The following is a 21,468-nucleotide window of genomic DNA, read 5'->3' as shown; positions in this document are numbered from 1 at the left end:
TCCTACAAAATCCATTGTCGTTATTTTGGGGCAGACGCTTAGAACGTCTGGCCGAGAGAGAATTGGAACACTTGAGTCTCAGCGTCATCCGGTTTCTTGATCGGCATGGCCAACGCGAAGCTCAGAGGACCCAGTGCGGTGACCCAGGTCACGCCGACACCGACAGAGCTCGCAACGTTGCTCAAGCTGATGTCGTTGCACTCTGTTTGAGAGGTCGAACCGACATTGGCGTTTGTCGTTTTGTCGCACTTGGAATCGAATACGTTACCCACGTCCCAGAATACCGAAGTACGCAGGGAACGCTGATCCTTGACGAATGGCAGCGGGAACAGCAACTCGACCCCACCCTGGATCAGAACGTTACCACCGAACGGCAGCGGATCCTGGTCCGGGTCGGCGAGTGTACCGGCGTTACCCGTTGCATCCTGACCACGGCTAGGTGTACTGCGCGGCCCCAGGGTACTGTCCTTAAAGCCACGAACCGAGTTGAAACCACCAGCATAGTAGTTTTCATAGAACGGCAAGCCATCGGTCGAACCGTAACCGTCGCCGTAGCCCAGTTCGGTGTGAAGACGAACGGTGTAGTTTTCGGTGATTGGCTGGAACAGCTGACCACGGTAATCCAGTTTAAAGAACGACAGGTCGCTACCCGGCGTAGTGGTTTCCAGAGTCAGACTCTGGGAATGGCCACGGGTCGCCAGCACACCTTTGTTCAAAGTCGACTCGGACCACCCGGCCGACGCTTTGAAGTTCAGGTAGTTGTCGCCTTCCTTGTTCACGAAGTCGAAAATCTCGTCAACGGTGTACTGACCGGTCTTGATCTTGTCCTGTTGCGCGCTCAGGCCAAAGGTCAGTCGCGACGTCTCGCTGATCGGGTAGCCGACGTTGACGCCAGCACCCAGGCTGTCTACGGCATAGCTGGCTACGTCGACATCAAGGTCTTTGTAGTCAGTGGTGCGATAGAAAGCGTTGTAGCCCAGGCTCACGCCATCAGCAGTCCAGTACGGGTCGACATAACCGAAGTTATAACGGCTCTGGTATTCACTGCGGGTCAAACCGATGCTGACCTTGTTACCGGTCCCCAGGAAGTTGTTCTGGGTGATCGAACCACCGAGGATCAGACCGGCGCTCTGAGCGAAACCGACGCTGGCGGTGATCGAACCGGAAGCCTGTTCTTCAACGCTGTAGTTCACGTCAACCTGGTCGTCGACACCCGGTACAGCCGGGGTTTCGACGTTGACTTCTTTAAAGAAGCCCAGACGCTCAAGACGGGTCTTGGATTGGTCGATCAGGTAGGTCGAAGCCCAGCCGCCCTCCATCTGACGCATTTCACGGCGCAACACTTCGTCTTCGGACTTGGTGTTGCCACGGAAGTTGATGCGGTTGACGTAAGCACGCTTGCCCGGATCGACAGCAAAAGTGATGTCGACCGTGTGGTCTTCATCGTTCGGCTGAGGCACGCCGCTGACGTTGGCGAAGGTGTAACCCTCGTTACCCAGGCGACGGGTGATCAGCTCGGACGTGGTGGTCATCAGCTTGCGCGAGAACACCTGGCCTTTCTGAACCAGCAGCAGGGACTTGACCTGGTCCTCAGGGACTTTCAGGTCGCCGCTCAGCTTGACGTCACGAACGGTGTACTTCTCGCCTTCGTTGACGTTGACGGTGATGTAGACGTGTTTCTTGTCTGGAGTAATGGACACCTGGGTCGAAGCGATATCCATGTTGATATAGCCACGGTCCAGGTAGTAGGAGCGCAGACGCTCCAGGTCACCGGACAGTTTTTCACGGGCGTACTTGTCATCGTTCTTGAAGAACGACAGCCAGTTGGTAGTCTTCAATTCAAACAGGTCGATCAGGTCTTCGTCAGGGAAGACCGTGTTACCCACCACGTTGATGTGCTGGATAGCCGCAACGGTGCCTTCGTTGATGTTGACCTTCAGGCCGACGCGGTTACGCGGCTGCGGCACCACTTCGGTGTCGACGGTGGCGGAGTAGCGACCCTGGGCGACATATTGGCGCTGCAGTTCGTTACGCACACCTTCGAGGGTGGCACGCTGGAAGATCTCGCCTTCGGCCAGACCGGATTGTTTGAGTCCCTTCATCAGGTCTTCAGTAGAGATCGCCTTGTTACCTTCGATCTCGATACTGGCGACTGACGGGCGCTCGACTACCGTGATGACAAGGACGTTGCCATCGCGGCCCAGCTGGATATCTTGAAAGAACCCGGTTTTGAACAGCGCACGAGTGGATTCCACCAGGCGACGATCATCCGCCTGTTCACCGACGTTTAACGGCAAAGCACCAAAGACGCTACCCGCGGAGACCCGCTGGAGGCCATTGACGCGAATATCAGAGATAGTGAAGGACTCGGCGTGAACTTCGGCGATCATCAATACGGTGAGAACCGCAGTTAGCAGCAGACGTTTCATGAAGTCCTTTCTTATTCCAACTGGCAATAAACAAACTGCCGCAAAATGCGGCAGATTCGCAATTCAGCGAAGTGTTACAGACGGCCCAAATCATTGACCAGAGCAAGCAACATCACCCCGACCACCAAACTGATACCGATCTGTATCCCCCAACCCTGCACCCGATCCGACAAGGGACGACCACGCGCCCACTCGATCAGATAAAACAACAAATGTCCCCCATCCAGTACAGGAATGGGCAACAAATTCAGAACCCCCAGGCTAATACTCAGATAAGCAAGGAAATTCAGGAAATCAGCGACACCCGACTGGGCAGAAGCGCCCGCCACTTTAGCAATGGTTATCGGTCCACTCAAGTTTTTTACCGAGAGCTCGCCGAACAACATTTTCTTGAGCGAATCGAGGGTCAGCACGCTCATGGTCCAGGTGCGTCGTGCACCCTCGCCAATTGCGGCCACGGGGCCATAACTGACCTCGCGAATCATCTCTGGTGGCCAATCGACCGCTTTCACCCCCGCGCCCAGATAACCGGTGGGCGCTTTGCTTTCGCCGCGAGCGGCCAAGGTCACAGGGACGTCGATTTGAGCACCATCACGCTCAACGCGCAGCATGATTTTGGTATCCGGATGCATACGGACCGTGTCGACCACCTGCTGCCAGTCATCAAGTGACTTGCCATCAAGTGCCAACAACCGATCACCGGTCTTCAGGCCCGCTGCCTGTGCCGGCCCTTTCGAATCAAGTTCAGCCAGCACGGGCGGCAACGCCGGACGCCAAGGGCGAATACCCAGCGAACGAATCGGATCCGGTTCGTCAGCACCCTTGAGCCATTTATCCAGCATCAGCTCACGGGGTGAATCCGCCGTGGAGCCCTGCTCACGCACCAGCAATTGAATAGAACCGCTCTCGCCAAGACGACGGATCAGCTGCAGATTCACTGCGGCCCAGCCAGAAGTTGGCTCGCCATCGATGGCAATAATTTCCTGACCAGCACCCAGACCGGCCTTGGCGGCGATACTGCCGGACTCGACCGCACCGATGACCGGCCGCACCTGCTCGCTGCCGAGCATGGCCAATACCCAGAAAAAAGCCATTGCCAATAAAAAGTTGGCGATCGGTCCGGCAGCCACGATGGCAATGCGCTGGCGGACCGATTTGCGATTGAAGGATTGATCGAGCTGATCGGCTGGCACATCACCTTCGCGCTCGTCGAGCATCTTCACGTAGCCGCCCAACGGAATGGCAGCCACCACGAACTCGGTGCCTTTCTTGTCGTGCCAGCGCAGCAGCGGCATGCCGAAGCCTACGGAGAAACGCAGCACTTTGACCCCACAGCGACGTGCGACCCAGAAATGGCCAAACTCGTGGAAGGTGACCAGCACGCCCAGTGCAACCAGGGTGCCGACAATCATATAGAGCGCGCTCATCTACTTTCTCCGCAATCCTGTCCAATGCCGCATGGGTCAACGTATTGCAGCACTTACCGCCCGTGACGACTCAACCATTGTTCGGCGAGTACCCGCGCTTTCGCGTCGGCGGTAAACACCGCCTCGAGATCATCCACCGCAACGACCGGCTCAAGGTTTAACACTTCCTCGATGATACTCGCGATTTCCGGGTAGCGAACCCGCTCGTCGAGAAACGCCGCGACAGCCACTTCATTCGCCGCATTGAGCATGGCCGGCGCGCTATTGCCGGCTTCGGCAGCCTGACGCGCAAGGCGCAGGCAAGGGAAACGCTCTTCATCGGGCGCCTGGAAGTCCAGTCGCGCGATGGCAAACAGATCCAGTGGCGCCACACCAGAATCGATGCGCTCTGGCCAGGCCAGGGCGTTGGCGATCGGCGTGCGCATGTCAGGATTGCCCAACTGGGCCAGTACCGAGCCATCGATATAGTCGACCAGCGAATGAATCACGCTCTGAGGATGAATCACCACTTCGACCTGGGATGGCTTGGCGTCGAACAGCCAGCAGGCCTCGATCAACTCGAGCCCTTTGTTCATCATGCTGGCCGAATCAACCGAAATCTTACGCCCCATGGACCAGTTCGGATGAGCGCACGCTTGCTCAGGGGAAACATGCACCAGTTCGGCCATCGGTGTCTGTCGGAACGGACCACCAGAAGCTGTCAGCAGAATCCGACGCACGCCCACCGCGCCAAGTCCGCGGGCGAAATCCTGTGGCATGCATTGAAAAATCGCGTTGTGCTCGCTGTCGATCGGCAGCAGCACTGAACCGCTTTTGCGCACGGCCTGCATGAACAGCGCACCCGACATGACCAGCGCTTCTTTATTGGCCAGCAGAATCTTCTTGCCCGCCTCGACTGCCGCCAGGGTCGGACGCAAGCCCGCCGCGCCGACGATGGCCGCCATGACCGCATCGACCTCAGGGTCGGAAGCCACCTGACACAGCCCCTCCTCCCCAACCAGCACGCGGGTCGAGAGGCCTGCGGCGCGCAAGTCGACCTGCAAGGCTCGGGCTGCGCCCGCTTCCGGCACGACGGCAAACTGCGGCGTATGACGCACGCACAAAGCCAGCAGCTCACTCAGGCGAGTAAAACCGCTCAAGGCGAACACCTGATAACGCTCGGGATGGCGAGCGATCACGTCCAGGGTGCTCAGACCGATGGAGCCGGTCGCCCCCAGAACGGTAATTTGTTGTGGGCGGTTCACGGTGCAGCCATCCACAACAACACGGCAAAGACCGGGATCGCGGCCGTCAGGCTGTCGATGCGATCCAGCACCCCGCCGTGGCCCGGCAGCAAGTTACTGCTGTCCTTGATCCCCGATTGACGCTTGAACATGCTCTCGGTGAGGTCGCCCACGACCGAGATGAAAACGATCACTGCCGCACCGATCAGGCCCATCAGCATTTGCACGAAACTCCAGTCACGCACAAAACCAACGATCGCCGTGATCACCAGACTCAACAGCAAGCCGCCGTACACGCCTTCCCAGCTCTTGCCAGGACTGACCTGCGGCGCCAGCTTGCGCTTGCCAAAGGCCCGGCCGGAAAAATACGCGCCGATATCGGCACCCCAGACCAGGACCATCACCGCCATGATCAACCAGTTACCCAAAGGTTGCTGCTTGATCTGGACCAGCCCCTGCCAGGCCGGCAGCAGGATCAGCAAACCGATCACCAGCTTGCAGGCGGCGCTGGACCAGTGCTCGCTGGAACGCGGGTAGGTCAGCACCAGATACGTCGCCACACCCCACCAGAGCACCGAAGCGCCCAATACCCAGGGCGCGAGCCCCGGCAGGATGTGCATGACAAACAACATCAAGGCGACCACAACCGCGTAGGCCACGCGAATCGGCTGGGCGTTGAAGCCTGCCAGGCGAGCCCACTCCCATGCGCCGAGGGTCACGACCAGCCCGATGAACAGCGCAAAGCCTGTGCCTTCGAGCAGGAAAAACCCGCACAAAGCGATCGGCAGCAGGATCAGCGCGGTGATGATTCGTTGTTTGAGCATTAAACCCGGGCTCCAGCCTCGACCTGCTCGCTCGTTTTACCGAAGCGACGCTGGCGAGAAGCGAAATCGGCCAGCGCGTTACGCATGGCGTCGTGTTTGAAGTCCGGCCAGAACAGGTCGGAGAAGTACAACTCGGCATAAGCCAGTTGCCAGAGCAGGAAGTTACTGATGCGGTGCTCGCCACCGGTGCGGATGCACAAATCTGGCAACGGCAGATCGCCGGTGGCCAGACAGGTCTGCAACAGCTCCGGAGTGATGTCCTCCGGACGCAGGTGCCCGGCCTGAACCTCCCGCGCCAGACGCTGCGCGGCTTGCGCGATGTCCCACTGGCCGCCGTAGTTGGCGGCAATCTGCAGGACAAAGCGGTTGGCACCAGCAGTCATCGCCTCGGCTTCACGCATGGCCACTTGAAGCTCGGGATGAAAGCGCGAACGATCACCGATGATGCGCAGACTGATGTTGTTGTCATTGAGGCGCTTGGCCTCGCGACGCAATGCCTTGAAGAACAGATCCATCAAGGCACTGACTTCATCGGCCGGGCGCTGCCAGTTCTCACTGGAGAAGGCGAACAGGGTCAATACCTCGACCCCGGCCTCGGCACACACCTCAATCACTGCGCGAACTGCATCCACGCCCGCTTTATGCCCGGCGACACCCGGCATAAAGCGTTTTTTCGCCCAGCGATTATTACCATCCATGATGATCGCGACATGGCGCGGCACCGCGGACGGCGCAGTCTGCTTAGTCTTTTCCATGAAAACGCGACCCTTATACGGCCATCAGGTCTTTTTCTTTCTGTGCCAGATGCGCGTCGATTTCAGCCACATACTTCTTGGTCAAATCGTCGATCTCGCCAGTGGCGCGACGCTCTTCGTCTTCGCTGATTTCTTTTTCCTTGACCAGATCCTTCAGCGAGCTGTTGGCATCGCGACGGATGTTGCGCACGGCAACACGGGCATCTTCAGCGACGTCACGAGCCTGCTTGGTGAAGCCCTTGCGGGTTTCTTCGGTCAGGGCCGGCATGGAGATCAGCAACAACTCGCCCAGGTTGGTCGGGTTGAGGTTCAGACCCGCACTACCGATGGCCTTGTCGACGGCACCCAGCATGTTGCGCTCAAAGGCCACGACTTGCAGGGTACGGGCGTCTTTGACGGTGATGTTCGCCACCTGCTTGATCGGGGTGTCGGAACCGTAATACGGCACCATCACGCCTTCAAGAATGCTTGGGTGCGCCTGGCCGGTACGAATACGGCCGAAGTTGTGCAGTAGCGATTCCACGGATTTCTTCATGCGCTCTTGAGCGTCTTTCTTGATTTCATTGATCATTGTTGGCCTTCCTCGATCAGGGTCCCTTCAGCGCCGCCATGCACGATGTTCAGCAGGGCGCCGGGCTTGTTCATGTTAAAGACGCGCAACGGCATCTTGTGGTCGCGGCACAGGCAAATGGCCGTCAAATCCATCACGCCCAGCTTGCGATCCAGCACTTCATCGTAAGTCAGATGATCGAACTTCTCGGCATGCGGGTCTTTGAATGGGTCAGCGGTGTAGACGCCATCGACCTTGGTCGCCTTGAGCACGACATCGGCGTCGATTTCGATTGCTCGCAAGCAGGCTGCCGAATCCGTAGTGAAGAACGGATTCCCGGTACCGGCGGCGAAAATCACCACTTCCTTGGCGTTCAGGTGACGCATGGCTTTGCGACGATCGTAGTGATCAGTCACGCCCACCATGGAAATGGCCGACATCACGATGGCCGAGATATTGGCACGTTCCAGCGCATCGCGCATGGCCAAGGCGTTCATCACAGTGGCCAGCATGCCCATGTGGTCGCCCGTTACCCGATCCATGCCGGCCGCGCTCAGCGCTGCACCGCGGAACAGGTTGCCACCGCCGATCACCAGACCGACCTGAACACCGATGCCGACCAGTTGGCCGACTTCAAGCGCCATGCGATCCAGAACTTTCGGATCGATCCCGAACTCTTCCGAGCCCATCAGGGCCTCGCCGCTAAGCTTGAGTAGAATGCGTTTATAGCGAGCCTGATAACCACTGCCCTGCTGAGCCATTGCGAATCTCTCCTGCGGCGTATTTTTAAAAATTCTTTGCGAGCTGTTTACAGCTGGCGTTCACTCTAGCTTGGCGCTGCTTCAGCGCCATCGGAACATGGCTTTGTAAGCCAGTTCCAAAGGGAAACCAATAAAAATTGGTGCCCCATCTGAAAAGAGGCTGCGCGCGTAAGCGGGCAGCCTCTTCAGGGCGACAGTTAAAAACCGTCTTATTGCTTGGCGGCAGCCAGCTGGGCAGCAACTTCTTCAGCGAAGTTGTCGACCGGCTTCTCGATGCCTTCGCCTACTTTGAAGTAGGTGAAAGAAACGATTTCAGCACCGGCTTTCTTGGCCAGTTCGCCAACCTTGATTTCAGGGTTCTTGACGAACGCCTGCTCAACCAGGCTCGCTTCAGCCAGGAACTTGCTGATACGGCCTTTGACCATGTTTTCAACGATGTTTTCTGGCTTGCCAGCGATCTTGTCAGCGTTGAGGGTCAGGAAAACGCCTTTTTCGCGCTCGACCGCTTCAGCGGAAACTTCCGATGGCAGCAGGAATTCAGGGTTGGTGGCCGCTACGTGCATGGCAATGTCTTTGGCCAGCTCAACGGTGCCGCCTTTGAGAACAACCGCAACACCGATCTTGTTGCCGTGCAGGTAACCACCAACAACATCACCTTCAACGCGAGCCAGGCGACGGATGTTGACGTTTTCGCCAACCTTGCCGACCAGGACCAGGCGATCGGCTTCTTGAGCTTCGATCAGCGGAGCGACATCAGTCAGCTTGTCAGCGAACGCTTTTTCAACGCTGGAAGCAACAAATGCCTTGAAGTCGTCTTGCAGGGCCAGGAAGTCAGTCTGCGAGTTAACTTCCAACAGAACGGCGGTTTTACCGTCTTCTTTAAGAGCGATAGCGCCTTCAGCAGCTACGTTGCCTGCTTTCTTGGCAGCCTTGATGGCGCCGGAAGCACGCATGTCATCAATGGCTTTTTCGATGTCGCCGCCGGCCTTGGTCAAGGCCTTTTTGCAATCCATCATGCCTTCGCCGGTACGCTCACGCAGTTCTTTAACCAACGCTGCAGTAATCTCTGCCATTTCAAAATCCTCTTGGATAGGTTTTCAACCATTCCACCCGATCAAACGGGCGATCAATTCTTCCCGACCCCATTTGTTAGCGGCTGCACGTTACAAAGGCTGTAGCTGCGCTGCCCACAAACGGTTTTCGAGGTGGCAAAAAGGGGGCCAAGCCCCCTTTTTGCTTACTGAGTCAACGCCAGGGCGTCAATTACTCAGCTGCAGCCGCCGGAGCTTCTTCAACGAACTGCTCGGTGCCGCCAGCAACGTGGTTGCGACCGCGGATGACTGCGTCAGCCATCGAACCCATGTACAACTGGATAGCGCGGATTGCGTCATCGTTGCCCGGGATGATGTAGTCAACGCCTTCCGGGCTGCTGTTGGTATCGACTACGCCGATAACCGGGATGCCCAGCTTGTTGGCTTCGGTGATCGCGATGCGCTCGTGATCAACGTCGATAACGAACAGAGCGTCTGGCAGACCGCCCATGTCCTTGATACCACCCAGGGAACGATCGAGCTTCTCAAGATCGCGAGTGCGCATCAGCGCTTCTTTCTTGGTCAGCTTGGCGAAAGTACCGTCTTCGGCTTGCACTTCAAGGTCACGCAGACGCTTGATGGAAGCACGGATGGTTTTGAAGTTGGTCAGCATGCCGCCCAACCAGCGGTGATCGACGTACGGCGAACCGCAACGTGCTGCTTCTTCAGCAACGATCTTGCCAGCGGAGCGCTTGGTGCCGACGAACAGGATCTTGTTTTTGCCCTGGGCCAGACGCTCTACGAAAGTCAGAGCTTCGTTGAACATTGGCAGGGTTTTTTCAAGGTTGATAATGTGGATCTTGTTACGCGCGCCGAAAATGTACTTACCCATTTTCGGGTTCCAGTAACGGGTCTGGTGACCGAAGTGCACACCGGCCTTCAGCATATCGCGCATGTTGACTTGGGACATGATAGTTCCTTAATAAGTCGGGTTTGGCCTCCACGTATCCCAATGACCAACCAGCAGCATCAGCTGAAGGCACCCAGGTCATCGTGTCGACACGTGTGTGGATTTAAGCCTTTCGGGGTATCCCCGGAAAGCGGCGCATTTTATATCACAGGGATGCAAAAAACGGAACCCGGATTCTCAATTCCTGATGCGTGACTTCAACCGCGCACTTGGAATCGCCCAAGAATGCGCCAATCTATAGAGAGAAGCGATGCACAGAGGCTCAGATTTGCGCTGATCGTCTGTTAGAATTGCGTTTTTCAGGGCCGCGAAGATCGAACGCGCAATGCCCATTTCGTTTTAGCAAGCGCCATTGAGCGCAGAGAGAGCCTGTATGACCGTCACCCTCAAAACCCCCGAGGACATCGCAAAGATGCGTGTCGCCGGCAAACTGGCCGCCGATGTGCTGGAAATGATTGCCGAACATGTCAAGCCGGGGATCACCACCGAAGAGCTGGACCGCATCTGCCACGACTACATCGTCAACGAGCAGAAAGCCATCCCTGCCCCGCTCAACTACAAAGGCTACCCGAAGTCGATCTGCACCTCGATCAACCACGTGGTCTGCCACGGCATCCCGAACGAGAAGCCGCTGAAGGATGGCGACACCCTGAACATCGACGTCACCGTCATCAAGGACGGTTTCCACGGCGACACCAGCCGCATGTTCCACGTCGGCAGCGTGCCGGTCTGGGCCGAGCGCCTGTCGCAAGTGACTCAGGAATGCATGTACAAGGCCATCGAGATCGTCAAACCCGGCTGCCGCCTGGGCGACATCGGTGAAATCATCCAGAAACACGCTGAAAAGAACGGTTTCTCGGTGGTTCGCGAGTTCTGCGGCCATGGCATCGGCAAGGTGTTTCACGAAGAGCCGCAAATCCTGCATTACGGCCGCGCCGGCACCGGCATGGAGCTGAAAGCGGGCATGACCTTCACCATCGAGCCGATGATTAACCAGGGCAAGGCTGACACCAAGGTATTGGGCGACGGCTGGACCGCGATCACCAAGGACCGCAAGTTGTCGGCCCAGTGGGAGCACACCCTGCTGGTGACCGAGACCGGTTACGAGATCTTCACCTTGCGCGCCGATGACACCATCCCGCGCGTTTCGGCCTGATCCGAACCCAGGCAGCTCCCAGCCTTATAGATAGATAGGAAAGCCAATCGATGCCGCAGGTGGATCCCGAACTCTTCGACCGCGGCCAGTTCCAGGCTGAACTGGCCCTGAAGGCAAGCCCGATCGCGGCCTTCAAGAAGGCGATCCGCCAGGCCCGCGAGGTGCTCGACGGGCGCTTTCGCAGCGGCCGGGACATTCGCCGGCTGATCGAGGATCGCGCCTGGTTCGTCGATAACATCCTGCAAAAGGCCTGGGAGCAGTTCAACTGGAGCGAAGACGCCGACATCGCGCTGGTCGCGGTCGGTGGCTACGGTCGCGGTGAGTTGCACCCTTATTCCGACATCGACCTGCTGATCCTGCTGGACAGCGCCGATCACGAAGTTTTCCGCGATTCCATCGAGCGTTTTCTGACGCTGTTGTGGGACATCGGCCTGGAAGTCGGCCAGAGCGTTCGCTCGGTGGACGAATGCGCCATTGAAGCCCGCGCCGACCTGACGGTGGTCACCAACCTGATGGAAAGCCGCACCATCTGCGGTCCCGAGCGCTTGCGCCAGCGCATGCTTGACGTCACCAGCACCGCGCACATGTGGCCGAGCAAGGAGTTCTTCCTGGCCAAGCGTGCCGAGCAAAAGGCCCGTCACCACAAATACAACGACACCGAATACAACCTGGAACCCAACGTCAAAGGTTCGCCCGGCGGCCTGCGGGACATTCAGACGATTCTGTGGGTGGCCCGTCGCGAATACGGCACCCTGAACCTGCGAGCACTGGCCGGCGAAGGCTTTCTGGTCGAAAGCGAAAACGCCCTGCTCGCCTCGTCCCAGGAGTTTTTGTGGAAGGTCCGGTACGCGCTGCACATGCTCGCCGGTCGTTCCGAAGACCGCTTGCTGTTCGACCACCAGCGCTCGATTGCCGGGCTGCTGGGTTTCGAGGGCGATGACGCCAAGCAAGCCATCGAAAACTTCATGCAGCAGTATTACCGGGTGGTCATGAGCATTGCCCAGCTCAGCGACCTGATCATCCAGCACTTCGAAGAAGTCATTCTCGCCCCGGAAGACGAAGCGCCGCCGCAGCCGATCAACTCGCGGTTCCAGCTACACGATGGCTATATCGAAGCGCGCAACGACAACGTGTTCCGTCGCACGCCGTTCGCCATGCTCGAGATCTTCGTGCTGATGGCCCAGCAACCGGAAATCAAAGGCGTGCGCGCCGACACCATTCGTCTGCTACGCGAGCATCGTCACCTGATCGACGACGATTTCCGCAACGACATTCGCAACACCAGCCTGTTCATCGAGCTGTTCAAGTGCAAGATCGGTATCCACCGCAACCTGCGCCGGATGAACCGCTACGGCATCCTCGGGCGTTACCTGCCGGAGTTCGGCTTCATTGTCGGGCAGATGCAACACGACCTCTTTCATATCTATACGGTCGACGCCCACACCCTGAATCTGATCAAGCACCTGCGCAAGTTGCAGTACACCCAGGTATCGGAAAAATTCCCGCTGGCCAGCAAGCTCATGGCCAAGCTGCCCAAACCCGAGCTGATTTACCTGGCAGGCCTGTACCACGACATCGGCAAAGGCCGGCATGGCGACCACTCGGAAATCGGCGCGGTGGATGCCGAAGCCTTTTGCCAGCGCCACCAATTGCCGGTATGGGACACTCGCCTGATCGTCTGGCTGGTGCAGAATCACCTGGTGATGTCGACCACCGCCCAGCGCAAGGACTTGTCCGACCCGCAGGTAATCCACGATTTCGCCCAGGCCGTCGGCGACGAAACCCGTCTCGACTACCTGTACGTATTGACCGTGGCCGACATCAACGCCACCAACCCGACCCTGTGGAACTCATGGCGCGCCAGCCTCTTGCGCCAGCTCTACACCGAGACCAAGCGCGCCTTGCGACGCGGCCTGGAAAACCCGGTGGACCGCGAAATGCAGATCCGCCAGACCCAGAGCGCCGCCCTGGACATATTGGTGCGCGGCGGTACCGACCCGGACGATGTCGAACAGCTGTGGTCGCAACTGGGCGATGACTACTTCCTGCGTCACACTGCCGGCGACGTCGCCTGGCACAGTGACGCGATCCTCCAGCAACCGGCCGATGGCGGGCCGCTGGTGCTGATCAAGGAAACCACCCAGCGTGAATTCGAGGGGGGTACGCAGATCTTCATCTACGCACCTGACCAGCATGACTTCTTCGCCGTGACCGTGGCCGCGATGGACCAGCTCAACCTGAACATTCACGACGCCCGGGTCATCACCTCCAGCAGCCAGTTCACCCTCGACACCTATATCGTGCTCGACACTGACGGCGACTCGATCGGTGATAACCCGGCGCGGGTCAAACAGATCCGCGAGGGTCTGACCGAAGCCCTGCGCAACCCGGACGACTACCCGACCATCATCCAGCGCCGCGTGCCGCGTCAGCTCAAGCATTTCGCGTTTGCGCCACAGGTGACGATCCACAACGACGCTCAGCGTCCGGTGACGGTGCTGGAACTCAGTGCTCCGGACCGCCCGGGCCTGCTGGCGCGGATCGGCACGATCTTCCTCGAGTTCGACCTGTCACTGCAGAACGCCAAGATTGCGACCTTGGGCGAACGCGTGGAAGACGTGTTCTTTATCACCGACGCGAACAACCAGCCATTGTCCGACCCGCTGCTGTGTACCCGCTTGCAAGATGCGATCGTTGAACAGCTGACCGTCAGTAACGAACCCGATATCAAATTGTCACGCATCAGTATCTGAACTCACAATTTTCCCCTGTGGGAGCGAGCCTGCTCGCGATAGCGGAGGGTCAGTCAACATCATCGTTTCTGACACACCGCCTTCGCGAGCAGGCTCGCTCCCACAATGAACGAGGCCCCCTCATGAACAACGCTCTGAACCAGTTGCAGCCCTATCCGTTCGAGAAGCTCCGCGCCCTGCTCGGCAGCGTCACGCCAAACCCGGAAAAGCGCGCCATCGCGCTGTCCATCGGCGAGCCGAAGCACCGTTCGCCAAGCTTTGTCGCTGAAGCCCTGGCAAGCAATCTGGATCAGATGGCCGTGTACCCGACCACCCTCGGCATTCCCGCCCTGCGTGAAGCCATCGCCGCCTGGTGCGAACGCCGCTTCAGCGTTCCGACCGGCTGGCTCGACCCGGCGCGCAACGTGTTGCCAGTCAATGGCACCCGCGAGGCGCTGTTTGCCTTCACCCAGACCGTGGTCAACCGTGGCGAAGACGCGCTGGTGGTCAGCCCGAATCCGTTCTATCAGATCTACGAAGGCGCGGCGTTCCTCGCCGGAGCCAAGCCGCACTATCTGCCGTGCCTGGACGAAAACGGCTTCAACCCGGATTTCGACGCTGTCTCGCCGGACATCTGGAAACGCTGCCAGATCCTGTTCCTGTGCTCGCCAGGCAACCCGACCGGCGCGCTGATTCCGCTCGACACCCTGAAAAAACTGATCGCCCTGGCTGACGAATACGACTTCGTGATCGCCGCTGACGAATGCTACAGCGAGCTGTATTTCGACGAACAGACACCGCCGCCGGGCCTGCTCAGCGCTTGCGTGGAACTGGGCCGCAAGGACTTCAAACGCTGCGTGGTGTTCCACAGCCTGTCCAAGCGCTCCAACCTGCCGGGCCTGCGTTCAGGTTTTGTCGCCGGTGACGCCGACATCCTCAAGGGCTTCCTGCTCTATCGCACCTACCACGGCTGCGCCATGCCCGTTCAAACCCAATTGGCCAGCGTCGCCGCGTGGAATGACGAAGTACATGTGCGCGCCAACCGTGCGCTGTACCGCGAGAAGTACGATGCGGTGCTGGCAATCCTCAGCCCGGTGATGGATGTACAGCGTCCGGATGGTGGTTTTTACCTGTGGCCGAATGTTGAAGGCGATGACGAGGCGTTCTGCCGTGATCTGTTTGTGGAAGAACACGTGACCGTGGTGCCGGGTTCTTATCTGTCCCGCGCAGTTGATGGCTTCAACCCGGGCGCAGGCCGTGTACGCTTGGCGCTGGTTGCGCCACTGGCAGAATGCATAGAAGCCGCAGAACGCATCCGCGCCTTTATTACGCGCAATAAATAACACTGACACCCCGCGCCATACCCCATGGCGCGGGGCTTGTTTATAAAGCCGAACTCACCACGTTACAGACATTCAAATTACTTGAATGCACTTCTTACCAGTAGCACTTCTGCATACTCGAAATAAAAGAAACCACCCAGTATATATAGCCACTCCTAAATACATAACCACGCAAAAAAACCTTTAGCATTCACAACGCACAACACAACACCTTCAAACCAAAACATACTGAAACACCACAATATTCGCTACTTGTCTTTATATCGATTACTACTTATCGAACGCAGAACACATGTAACTGCCATGCGAGCATTTTTTTTGCGCCTTAAAAACATCAAAATATTTAAACACCCACAAGTAGCAATAATATATGAACATCCCAAAACCCTGCTGCCGTACTTACGGCCTCAACGATGCCGGCTCTACTACTAACGCCTCCGAAGCACTCGATCACGAGGCTATCGGCAACTCCCTTTCCCGCACGACACGAAGCGTCGCGGCGCCTGCCAAATTCTGGACCAACGGCCAAACGCTGCGCATTGCTATCACACGCTATGACGAAGCCATGTTCCAGGCCGTCGTCGCCGCCATCAACCAATGGGCGCCCCACGTAAACCTGAAATTCGAATTCATCGAGCTGGACGATAACGACGAGTTGTATGACGGGGACATACGAATATTACTGTCTCACTTCAAAGATGGCGCAGGCAGCTCTGTCATTGGGACAGACGCACGAAACATTCTCCCGCACCTGCCCACAATGATACTGGGCACCGACTACCAGTCTTCTTTTTTCACGGTAGCTGCCATGCATGAGTTCGGCCATGCACTAGGGGTTGAACATGAACATCAGCATCCCGACGCGCCACTGGACTGGAATTTATCCGCTCTCTATCGCGAATTCAAAGAACACGGCTGGACCGAAGAAGAGATTTACCGGAATGTCCTGAAAAAATTTGATTACAGCCACACCCGGCAAACACCCTACGACCCGAAATCAATCATGCACTACGCCTTTCCTGCGAGTGTCATGTGGGACAAGATCGAAGTCCCTCAAAACAACCAACTGTCCGAGCAAGATATCAAGTTCATCAGCTCGATTTACCCACGCTGAAAACCGCCAGGTCGACCCTTCGCTCATGCCTTCACTTGACCCAGGTTGGCCTCACTCAAATCCAGCTCACCCAACACTTCTCGCAACACGTCATCACCAATCTGGTGATGACGACTGAGTTTGTACAACTCCAGGCGCTGCGCTCGCAGCGCCTTCAACCGCAGACGCCGCTCCAGCAAGTCCATCTGAAATGCCAATGCCTGGGCCTCGGCCGAGTCATTGAAGACCTCCAGTTGATGCCGATATTCGGACATGATCCGCGCTTTGAGTTCGACGGCCAACGCGGCCTCGGCCGCATCCGCAGGCTTGGCTTCCTCGACTTCCAGTGCATGAATCGCCGCTTCAGCGGTTTTGCGCCAGGCATCACGCACTTCATTGCGGCGCTTGTCGTCAGGGCTTTTTTCGATGCCGCGCAGCAACAGCGGCAAAGCGATGCAGGCGGCGATCAGGGACAGCAGAATCACCCCGGCGGCGATGAAGATCAGCAGGTCCCGCTCGGGGAATGCGTCGCCGCCCATCAGCAGCGGCACCGAAAGCACGCCTGCCAGTGTCACCGCCCCGCGTACGCCACCGACCGTCAGCAGCCAGCAGGAGCGCGCGGTCGGCACTTGAGTCACTTCGCCTTTACCGCGCAGGCGTCGCAGCAAAACAGACAAGCGCCAGATGCTCTGCACCCAGACAAAGCGCAACAACAGCAGCACCAGAAAAATCGCCACTACGTCCAGACAGCGATACAGCAACGTCGGCCATAGCGATGTTTCGTGGCTGACCACCGCCTTGATGATGTCCGGCAGTTGCAATCCCAGCAGCAGAAAGATCAAGCCGTTGAAAGCAAACTCAAGCAACGACCAGACGCTACGGTTGAGCAATCGAGTGCTGGTCTGGCGCGGGAGCAGGTCGAGCCAGCTCTGCATCATCCCCGCAGCCACGGCGGACAAGATGCCGGAAGCGCCAAGACGCTCAGCCAGCACATAAGCCGCGAACGGCAGCAGCAACATGAACACCACATGCGTCGCCGGATCATCCCAGCCGCGAGCGATCATCCAGGAACGCAGGCGTCCCACCAGCCAGCTCAAGGCCACACCGACGGCCAGGCCGCCGAGCGCCACCAGCACAAAGGTCACACTGGCATTCGCCAGCGAAAACACCCCGGTCACCGCTGCGGCCAACGCAAACTTGAACGTCACCAGGCCCGTGGCATCGTTCATCAACGCCTCGCCTTGCAGCATGTGCATCAGCGGCGTCGGCAAACGGTTCTGGGAAATCGCCGAGACCGCCACGGCATCCGTCGGCGACAACACGGCCGCCAGCGCAAAGGCCACCGGCAGAGGAATACTCGGCAACAACCAGTGTATGAAATAGCCAGCGCCGACCACCGTAAACAACACCAGCCCCACCGCCAGGGTAAGGATCGGCCCGCGCAGGCGCCACAGTTCACGTTTGGGCATACGCCAGCCGTCGGAGAACAGCAGCGGCGGCAGGAACAGAAAGAGAAACAATTCCGGATCCAGCGCCACATGCAGACCCAGGGTCGGCCAGGCGAGCAACGCACCCGCGGCAATTTGCACCAAGGGCAACGGCAGCGGGATCACCCGTCCGATCAGGCGTGAAAGGCCCACCAGCATCAGCAGGATCAGGACGGTGTAGGCGGTTTGCATAAAGCGCGGTTCCCAGGTAATCGACAGCATTGAAGTGCCATATTAGCCGCTTAGACTGCGGGCTGACCGTTGCACCAATGTCGCATCACCCTGAAACAGCGCAAACCCAGCGGGCTTACGATGACTAAACGACCGCGGCCGCCGCGAAACCGTCCGGTCATGGCATAATCCTTCACCTTTTATTTCCAGCACCTGCAAAGGGGGCAATTCCTTGACCGTTTCAAGCAAAACGTTGCACCTTTTCGGCATCAAAGCCTGCGACACCATGAAAAAGGCGCGCACCTGGCTCGATGAACACGCTGTCAGCTATGACTTCCATGATTACAAGACGGCCGGAATCGACCGTGAACACCTGACCCAATGGTGCGACGAGCACGGCTGGCAAGTGGTGTTGAACCGTGCAGGCACGACCTTTCGCAAGCTCGACGACGAACGCAAAGCCGATCTCGACCAAGCGAAAGCGATCGAACTGATGCTCGCACAACCCTCGATGATCAAGCGCCCGGTGCTCGATCTCGGTGACCGAACCCTGATTGGCTTCAAGCCAGATATCTACGCGGCGGCGCTCAAGTAAGCCTGCCCGTTCAATTTTGTTAGAGGTATTTACATGTCCACTACCCTGTTCAGCCTGGCCTTTGGTGTCGGCACTCAAAACCGTCAAGGCGCATGGCTGGAAGTGTTTTACGCACAGCCACTGCTTAACCCGTCGGCCGAACTGGTCGCGGCCATCGCGCCGGTTCTGGGCTACACCGAAGGCAATCAGGCCCTCGCCTTCACTACCGCTCAGGCCTCGCAACTGGCTGAAGCGTTGAAAGGCGTCGATGCGGCACAAGCCGCCCTGTTGACCCGTCTGGCCGAGAGCCACAAGCCGCTGGTCGCGACCATCCTGGCCGAAGACGCCCAATTGACCTCCACGCCTGAGGCCTACCTCAAGCTGCACCTGCTGTCCCATCGTCTGGTCAAGCCGCACGGCCTGAACCTGGCGGGCGTGTTCCCGCTGCTGCCGAACGTAGCCTGGACCAGCCAGGGTGCCATCGACCTGGCAGAACTGGCCGAGCACCAACTGGAAGCCCGTCTGCGCGGCGAGCTGCTGGAAGTGTTCTCGGTAGACAAGTTCCCGAAAATGACCGACTACGTGGTTCCGGCCGGCGTGCGTATCGCTGATGCGGCACGAATTCGTCTGGGCGCCTACGTCGGCGAAGGCACCACCGTGATGCACGAAGGTTTCGTCAACTTCAACGCCGGCACCGAAGGCCCGGGCATGATTGAAGGCCGCGTTTCCGCTGGCGTCTTCGTCGGCAAGGGTTCTGACCTGGGTGGCGGTTGCTCGACCATGGGCACCCTGTCGGGCGGCGGCAACATCGTGATCAAGGTGGGCGAAGGCTGCCTGATCGGCGCGAACGCCGGTATCGGCATTCCGTTGGGCGATCGCAACACCGTCGAGTCGGGCCTGTACGTGACCGCCGGTACCAAAGTCGCACTGCTGGACGAAAAGAACCAGCTGGTGAAAGTCGTGAAGGCCCGTGAACTCGCTGGCCAGCCTGACTTGCTGTTCCGTCGCAATTCGGAAACCGGTGCCGTGGAATGCAAAACCCACAAATCGGCGATCGAACTGAACGAAGCGCTGCACGCTCACAACTAAGCGGCGTCACACGGATTACCCTGTAGGCGCGAAGCTTGCTCGCGAAGGGGCCCTTGAGGCCGCCAAAAGCTTCGCGCCTACAGGTTCGGCGTAGACCAGACCATCAGGTCAGGTGTTCACCCGCCCATGTTGACCAGGGCCCGACAGCATGATGATTCTCTCTCCCTGGCGCGCCGACTTTCCGGCTATCGCCGCGCTCCAACGGCAAGACCAGACCTATCTGGATAACGCCGCCACCACGCAAAAACCTCAAGCCTTGCTGGATGCGCTGACGCATTACTACACCAACGGCGCGGCCAACGTACATCGGGCGCAACACTTGCCCGGCGCCCATGCCACCCAGGCATTCGAGGCCAGCCGCAGCAAAGTCGCGCAATGGCTGAATGCCGGCGATTGCGGGCAGATCATCTTTACCCACGGTGCGACCTCCGCGCTGAACCTCCTGGCCTATGGCCTTGAGCATCTATTCAATCCGGGCGATGAGATTGTCATCAGCGCCCTGGAGCATCACGCCAACCTGCTGCCGTGGCAGCAACTGGCGCACCGGCGCGACTTGAAACTGGTGGTCCTGCCGTTGGACGCCGATGGGGTGATCGACCTCGACGCCGCCACGAAATTGATCGGCCCACGAACCCGTTTGCTGGCGGTCAGTCAGCTGTCGAATGTGCTCGGTGTCTGGCAGCCGTTACCCGCCTTGCTGGCGATGGCCAAGGCGCACGACGCGTTGACCGTGGTCGATGGCGCGCAAGGCGTGGTTCATGGTCGGCATGACGTGCAGGCGCTGGGTTGCGACTTCTATGTATTTTCCAGCCACAAACTCTATGGCCCCGACGGTCTGGGCGTGCTGTTCGGTCGCCATGAGGCGCTGAAACAACTGCGCCATTGGCAGTTCGGCGGTGAAATGGTGATGGATGCGGATTACCACAGCGCACGCTTTCGCCCTGCGCCTCTGGGTTTCGAGGCCGGTACTCCGCCGATTGCCGGTGTGATCGGCCTGGGGGCGACACTGGATTATCTCGCGGGGCTTGATCAGGACGCGGTCTCGGCCCATGAAGCGGCGCTGCATGACTATTTATTGAAAGGGCTTGAAGCGCGCAATGGCATTCGACTGCTGGGCAAACCGCAATTGGCGTTGGCCAGTTTTGTCGTCGAGGGTGTGCATAACTCTGACCTGGCGCATTTGCTGACCGAACAGGGCATCGCCGTGCGCGCCGGTCATCACTGTGCGATGCCGTTGCTCAAAAGCTTCGAACTGGCCGGGGCGATCCGGGTGTCGTTGGCGCTGTACAACGACTCAGAAGACCTCGAACGGTTCTTTGAAGCGCTGGATCAGGCGCTGGAGTTGTTGCGATGAGCTTACCGGCTGATGCCGTCATGGCACTCGACACCTTTCAGGCTGCCGCCGGTTGGGAGCAGCGGGCGCGGCTGCTGATGCAATGGGGCGACCGTCTGCCTGCGTTGAGTGATGTGGATAAAGTCGACGCCAACCGCGTGCATGGCTGTGAAAGTCAGGTGTGGCTGGTGGGTTCGTTGAATGACGGTCACTGGCAGTTTGCAGCGAGCAGCGATGCGCGGTTGATTCGCGGGTTGGTGGCGTTGCTGCTGGCGCGGGTCAACGGCTTGTCGGCGGATGAGTTGCGCCAGGTGGATTTGCCGGAGTGGTTCAATCAGCTTGGGCTTTCGCGGCAACTGTCGCCTTCGCGCAGTAATGGCCTCAATGCGGTGCTGCAGCGGATGAATGAGTTGGCTGGTTAATCGCCATCGCGAGCAGGCTCGCTTGTATGTTTAGACTTGAAGGGGTGGGTGGGACTAAAGCTCGTCATCTGACTCTGACCAGTACAGACCGTGGGAGA

At 58.5% G+C, this 21,468-nt stretch carries 18 protein-coding genes; 8 read left to right on the top strand and 10 right to left on the bottom strand.

Features of this window, described 5'->3' with window-relative positions; genetic code table 11:
* Nucleotides 1-38 precede the first annotated feature (38 nt).
* The 9 genes from bamA to rpsB form a co-directional block, all read right to left on the bottom strand.
* Complete coding sequence (gene bamA / locus FBY01_RS09920) at nucleotides 39-2,429, bottom strand: outer membrane protein assembly factor BamA (RefSeq protein WP_145307566.1); 2,391 nt, start codon at nucleotides 2,427-2,429, stop codon at nucleotides 39-41.
* A 74-nt stretch (nucleotides 2,430-2,503) separates the two neighbouring features.
* On the bottom strand, nucleotides 2,504-3,856 hold the full coding sequence (gene rseP / locus FBY01_RS09915) for a sigma E protease regulator RseP (RefSeq protein ID WP_010462816.1): 1,353 nt from the start codon (nucleotides 3,854-3,856) through the stop codon (nucleotides 2,504-2,506).
* Nucleotides 3,857-3,909: 53 nt separating this feature from the next.
* Entirely contained in the window at nucleotides 3,910-5,100 is a 1,191-nt protein-coding gene (gene ispC, locus FBY01_RS09910; protein WP_010462818.1) for a 1-deoxy-D-xylulose-5-phosphate reductoisomerase, read from the bottom strand.
* The gene (locus FBY01_RS09905; protein ID WP_010462821.1) at nucleotides 5,097-5,903 is read right to left on the bottom strand and encodes a phosphatidate cytidylyltransferase; all 807 of its coding nucleotides are present in this window, start codon (nucleotides 5,901-5,903) and stop codon (nucleotides 5,097-5,099) included. Before FBY01_RS09905 ends, ispC begins: the two co-directional genes overlap by 4 nt.
* The gene (gene uppS, locus FBY01_RS09900) at nucleotides 5,903-6,658 is read right to left on the bottom strand and encodes a polyprenyl diphosphate synthase (RefSeq protein WP_010462822.1); all 756 of its coding nucleotides are present in this window, start codon (nucleotides 6,656-6,658) and stop codon (nucleotides 5,903-5,905) included. The genes FBY01_RS09905 and uppS overlap by 1 nt, the downstream gene beginning before the upstream one ends.
* A 13-nt stretch (nucleotides 6,659-6,671) precedes the next feature.
* Nucleotides 6,672-7,229: a ribosome recycling factor gene (gene frr, locus FBY01_RS09895; protein ID WP_010462824.1), complete on the bottom strand. Its 558-nt coding sequence runs from the start codon at nucleotides 7,227-7,229 to the stop codon at nucleotides 6,672-6,674.
* The gene (gene pyrH / locus FBY01_RS09890; RefSeq protein ID WP_003172271.1) at nucleotides 7,226-7,969 is read right to left on the bottom strand and encodes a UMP kinase; all 744 of its coding nucleotides are present in this window, start codon (nucleotides 7,967-7,969) and stop codon (nucleotides 7,226-7,228) included. Before pyrH ends, frr begins: the two co-directional genes overlap by 4 nt.
* A 209-nt stretch (nucleotides 7,970-8,178) precedes the next feature.
* Nucleotides 8,179-9,042 (bottom strand): translation elongation factor Ts, encoded by an 864-nt coding sequence (tsf, locus tag FBY01_RS09885; RefSeq protein ID WP_010462832.1) that lies wholly within the window; start codon nucleotides 9,040-9,042, stop codon nucleotides 8,179-8,181.
* A 190-nt stretch (nucleotides 9,043-9,232) separates the two neighbouring features.
* Entirely contained in the window at nucleotides 9,233-9,970 is a 738-nt protein-coding gene (rpsB, locus tag FBY01_RS09880; protein ID WP_007907989.1) for a 30S ribosomal protein S2, read from the bottom strand.
* Nucleotides 9,971-10,343: 373 nt separating this feature from the next.
* On the opposite strand from rpsB, the gene map reads away from it, so the two are divergent.
* From map to FBY01_RS09860, 4 genes are all read left to right on the top strand, one after another.
* Nucleotides 10,344-11,126, top strand: coding sequence for a type I methionyl aminopeptidase (map, locus tag FBY01_RS09875; RefSeq protein WP_010462836.1), 783 nt, complete (start codon nucleotides 10,344-10,346; stop codon nucleotides 11,124-11,126).
* A gap of 50 nt (nucleotides 11,127-11,176) precedes the next feature.
* Nucleotides 11,177-13,879, top strand: a complete 2,703-nt coding sequence (locus tag FBY01_RS09870) for a [protein-PII] uridylyltransferase (RefSeq protein WP_010462838.1) — start codon at nucleotides 11,177-11,179, stop codon at nucleotides 13,877-13,879.
* 122 nt (nucleotides 13,880-14,001) lie between these two features.
* Nucleotides 14,002-15,201 carry a succinyldiaminopimelate transaminase gene (gene dapC / locus FBY01_RS09865; RefSeq protein WP_102595804.1) on the top strand — a complete coding sequence of 400 codons (1,200 nt, stop codon included), beginning with the start codon at nucleotides 14,002-14,004 and terminating at the stop codon, nucleotides 15,199-15,201.
* 370 nt (nucleotides 15,202-15,571) lie between these two features.
* Entirely contained in the window at nucleotides 15,572-16,315 is a 744-nt protein-coding gene (locus FBY01_RS09860) for a M12 family metallopeptidase (protein ID WP_145307568.1), read from the top strand.
* 23 nt (nucleotides 16,316-16,338) lie between these two features.
* Here the strand turns inward: FBY01_RS09860 and FBY01_RS09855 are convergent, their stop codons facing one another.
* Nucleotides 16,339-17,973 carry a Na+/H+ antiporter gene (locus FBY01_RS09855; RefSeq protein ID WP_010462844.1) on the bottom strand — a complete coding sequence of 545 codons (1,635 nt, stop codon included), beginning with the start codon at nucleotides 17,971-17,973 and terminating at the stop codon, nucleotides 16,339-16,341.
* Nucleotides 17,974-18,184: 211 nt separating this feature from the next.
* Here FBY01_RS09855 and FBY01_RS09850 point away from each other — a divergent pair, with 211 nt between their 5' ends.
* From FBY01_RS09850 to FBY01_RS09835, 4 genes are all read left to right on the top strand, one after another.
* On the top strand, nucleotides 18,185-18,547 hold the full coding sequence (locus FBY01_RS09850) for an ArsC family reductase (protein ID WP_010462846.1): 363 nt from the start codon (nucleotides 18,185-18,187) through the stop codon (nucleotides 18,545-18,547).
* A gap of 33 nt (nucleotides 18,548-18,580) precedes the next feature.
* On the top strand, nucleotides 18,581-19,615 hold the full coding sequence (gene dapD / locus FBY01_RS09845; RefSeq protein WP_010462847.1) for a 2,3,4,5-tetrahydropyridine-2,6-dicarboxylate N-succinyltransferase: 1,035 nt from the start codon (nucleotides 18,581-18,583) through the stop codon (nucleotides 19,613-19,615).
* Nucleotides 19,616-19,763: 148 nt separating this feature from the next.
* Nucleotides 19,764-20,969: an aminotransferase class V-fold PLP-dependent enzyme gene (locus FBY01_RS09840; RefSeq protein WP_145307570.1), complete on the top strand. Its 1,206-nt coding sequence runs from the start codon at nucleotides 19,764-19,766 to the stop codon at nucleotides 20,967-20,969.
* A complete protein-coding gene (locus FBY01_RS09835) occupies nucleotides 20,966-21,370 on the top strand; it encodes a SufE family protein (protein WP_010462851.1) in 405 nt (134 codons plus the stop codon). Before FBY01_RS09840 ends, FBY01_RS09835 begins: the two co-directional genes overlap by 4 nt.
* Nucleotides 21,371-21,468 lie beyond the last annotated feature (98 nt).

The sequence above is a fragment of the Pseudomonas sp. SJZ077 genome, from assembly GCF_007993905.1.
GTDB lineage: Bacteria > Pseudomonadota > Gammaproteobacteria > Pseudomonadales > Pseudomonadaceae > Aquipseudomonas > Aquipseudomonas mandelii.
Note: the sequence above shows the minus strand (reverse complement) of the source record. Positions and strands in the feature narration are given on the sequence as shown.

Bases quoted from the DNA above. Each gene is read 5' to 3' on its own strand.
- bamA (WP_145307566.1), bottom strand. From the start codon at position 2,429: ATGAAACGTCTGCTGCTAACTGCGGTTCTCACCGTATTGATGATCGCC.
- rseP (WP_010462816.1), bottom strand. From the start codon at position 3,856: ATGAGCGCGCTCTATATGATTGTCGGCACCCTGGTTGCACTGGGCGTG.
- FBY01_RS09905 (WP_010462821.1), bottom strand. From the start codon at position 5,903: ATGCTCAAACAACGAATCATCACCGCGCTGATCCTGCTGCCGATCGCT.
- uppS (WP_010462822.1), bottom strand. From the start codon at position 6,658: ATGGAAAAGACTAAGCAGACTGCGCCGTCCGCGGTGCCGCGCCATGTC.
- frr (WP_010462824.1), bottom strand. From the start codon at position 7,229: ATGATCAATGAAATCAAGAAAGACGCTCAAGAGCGCATGAAGAAATCC.
- pyrH (WP_003172271.1), bottom strand. From the start codon at position 7,969: ATGGCTCAGCAGGGCAGTGGTTATCAGGCTCGCTATAAACGCATTCTA.
- tsf (WP_010462832.1), bottom strand. From the start codon at position 9,042: ATGGCAGAGATTACTGCAGCGTTGGTTAAAGAACTGCGTGAGCGTACC.
- rpsB (WP_007907989.1), bottom strand. From the start codon at position 9,970: ATGTCCCAAGTCAACATGCGCGATATGCTGAAGGCCGGTGTGCACTTC.
- map (WP_010462836.1), top strand. From the start codon at position 10,344: ATGACCGTCACCCTCAAAACCCCCGAGGACATCGCAAAGATGCGTGTC.
- FBY01_RS09870 (WP_010462838.1), top strand. From the start codon at position 11,177: ATGCCGCAGGTGGATCCCGAACTCTTCGACCGCGGCCAGTTCCAGGCT.
- dapC (WP_102595804.1), top strand. From the start codon at position 14,002: ATGAACAACGCTCTGAACCAGTTGCAGCCCTATCCGTTCGAGAAGCTC.
- FBY01_RS09860 (WP_145307568.1), top strand. From the start codon at position 15,572: ATGAACATCCCAAAACCCTGCTGCCGTACTTACGGCCTCAACGATGCC.
- FBY01_RS09855 (WP_010462844.1), bottom strand. From the start codon at position 17,973: ATGCAAACCGCCTACACCGTCCTGATCCTGCTGATGCTGGTGGGCCTT.
- dapD (WP_010462847.1), top strand. From the start codon at position 18,581: ATGTCCACTACCCTGTTCAGCCTGGCCTTTGGTGTCGGCACTCAAAAC.
- FBY01_RS09840 (WP_145307570.1), top strand. From the start codon at position 19,764: ATGATGATTCTCTCTCCCTGGCGCGCCGACTTTCCGGCTATCGCCGCG.
- FBY01_RS09835 (WP_010462851.1), top strand. From the start codon at position 20,966: ATGAGCTTACCGGCTGATGCCGTCATGGCACTCGACACCTTTCAGGCT.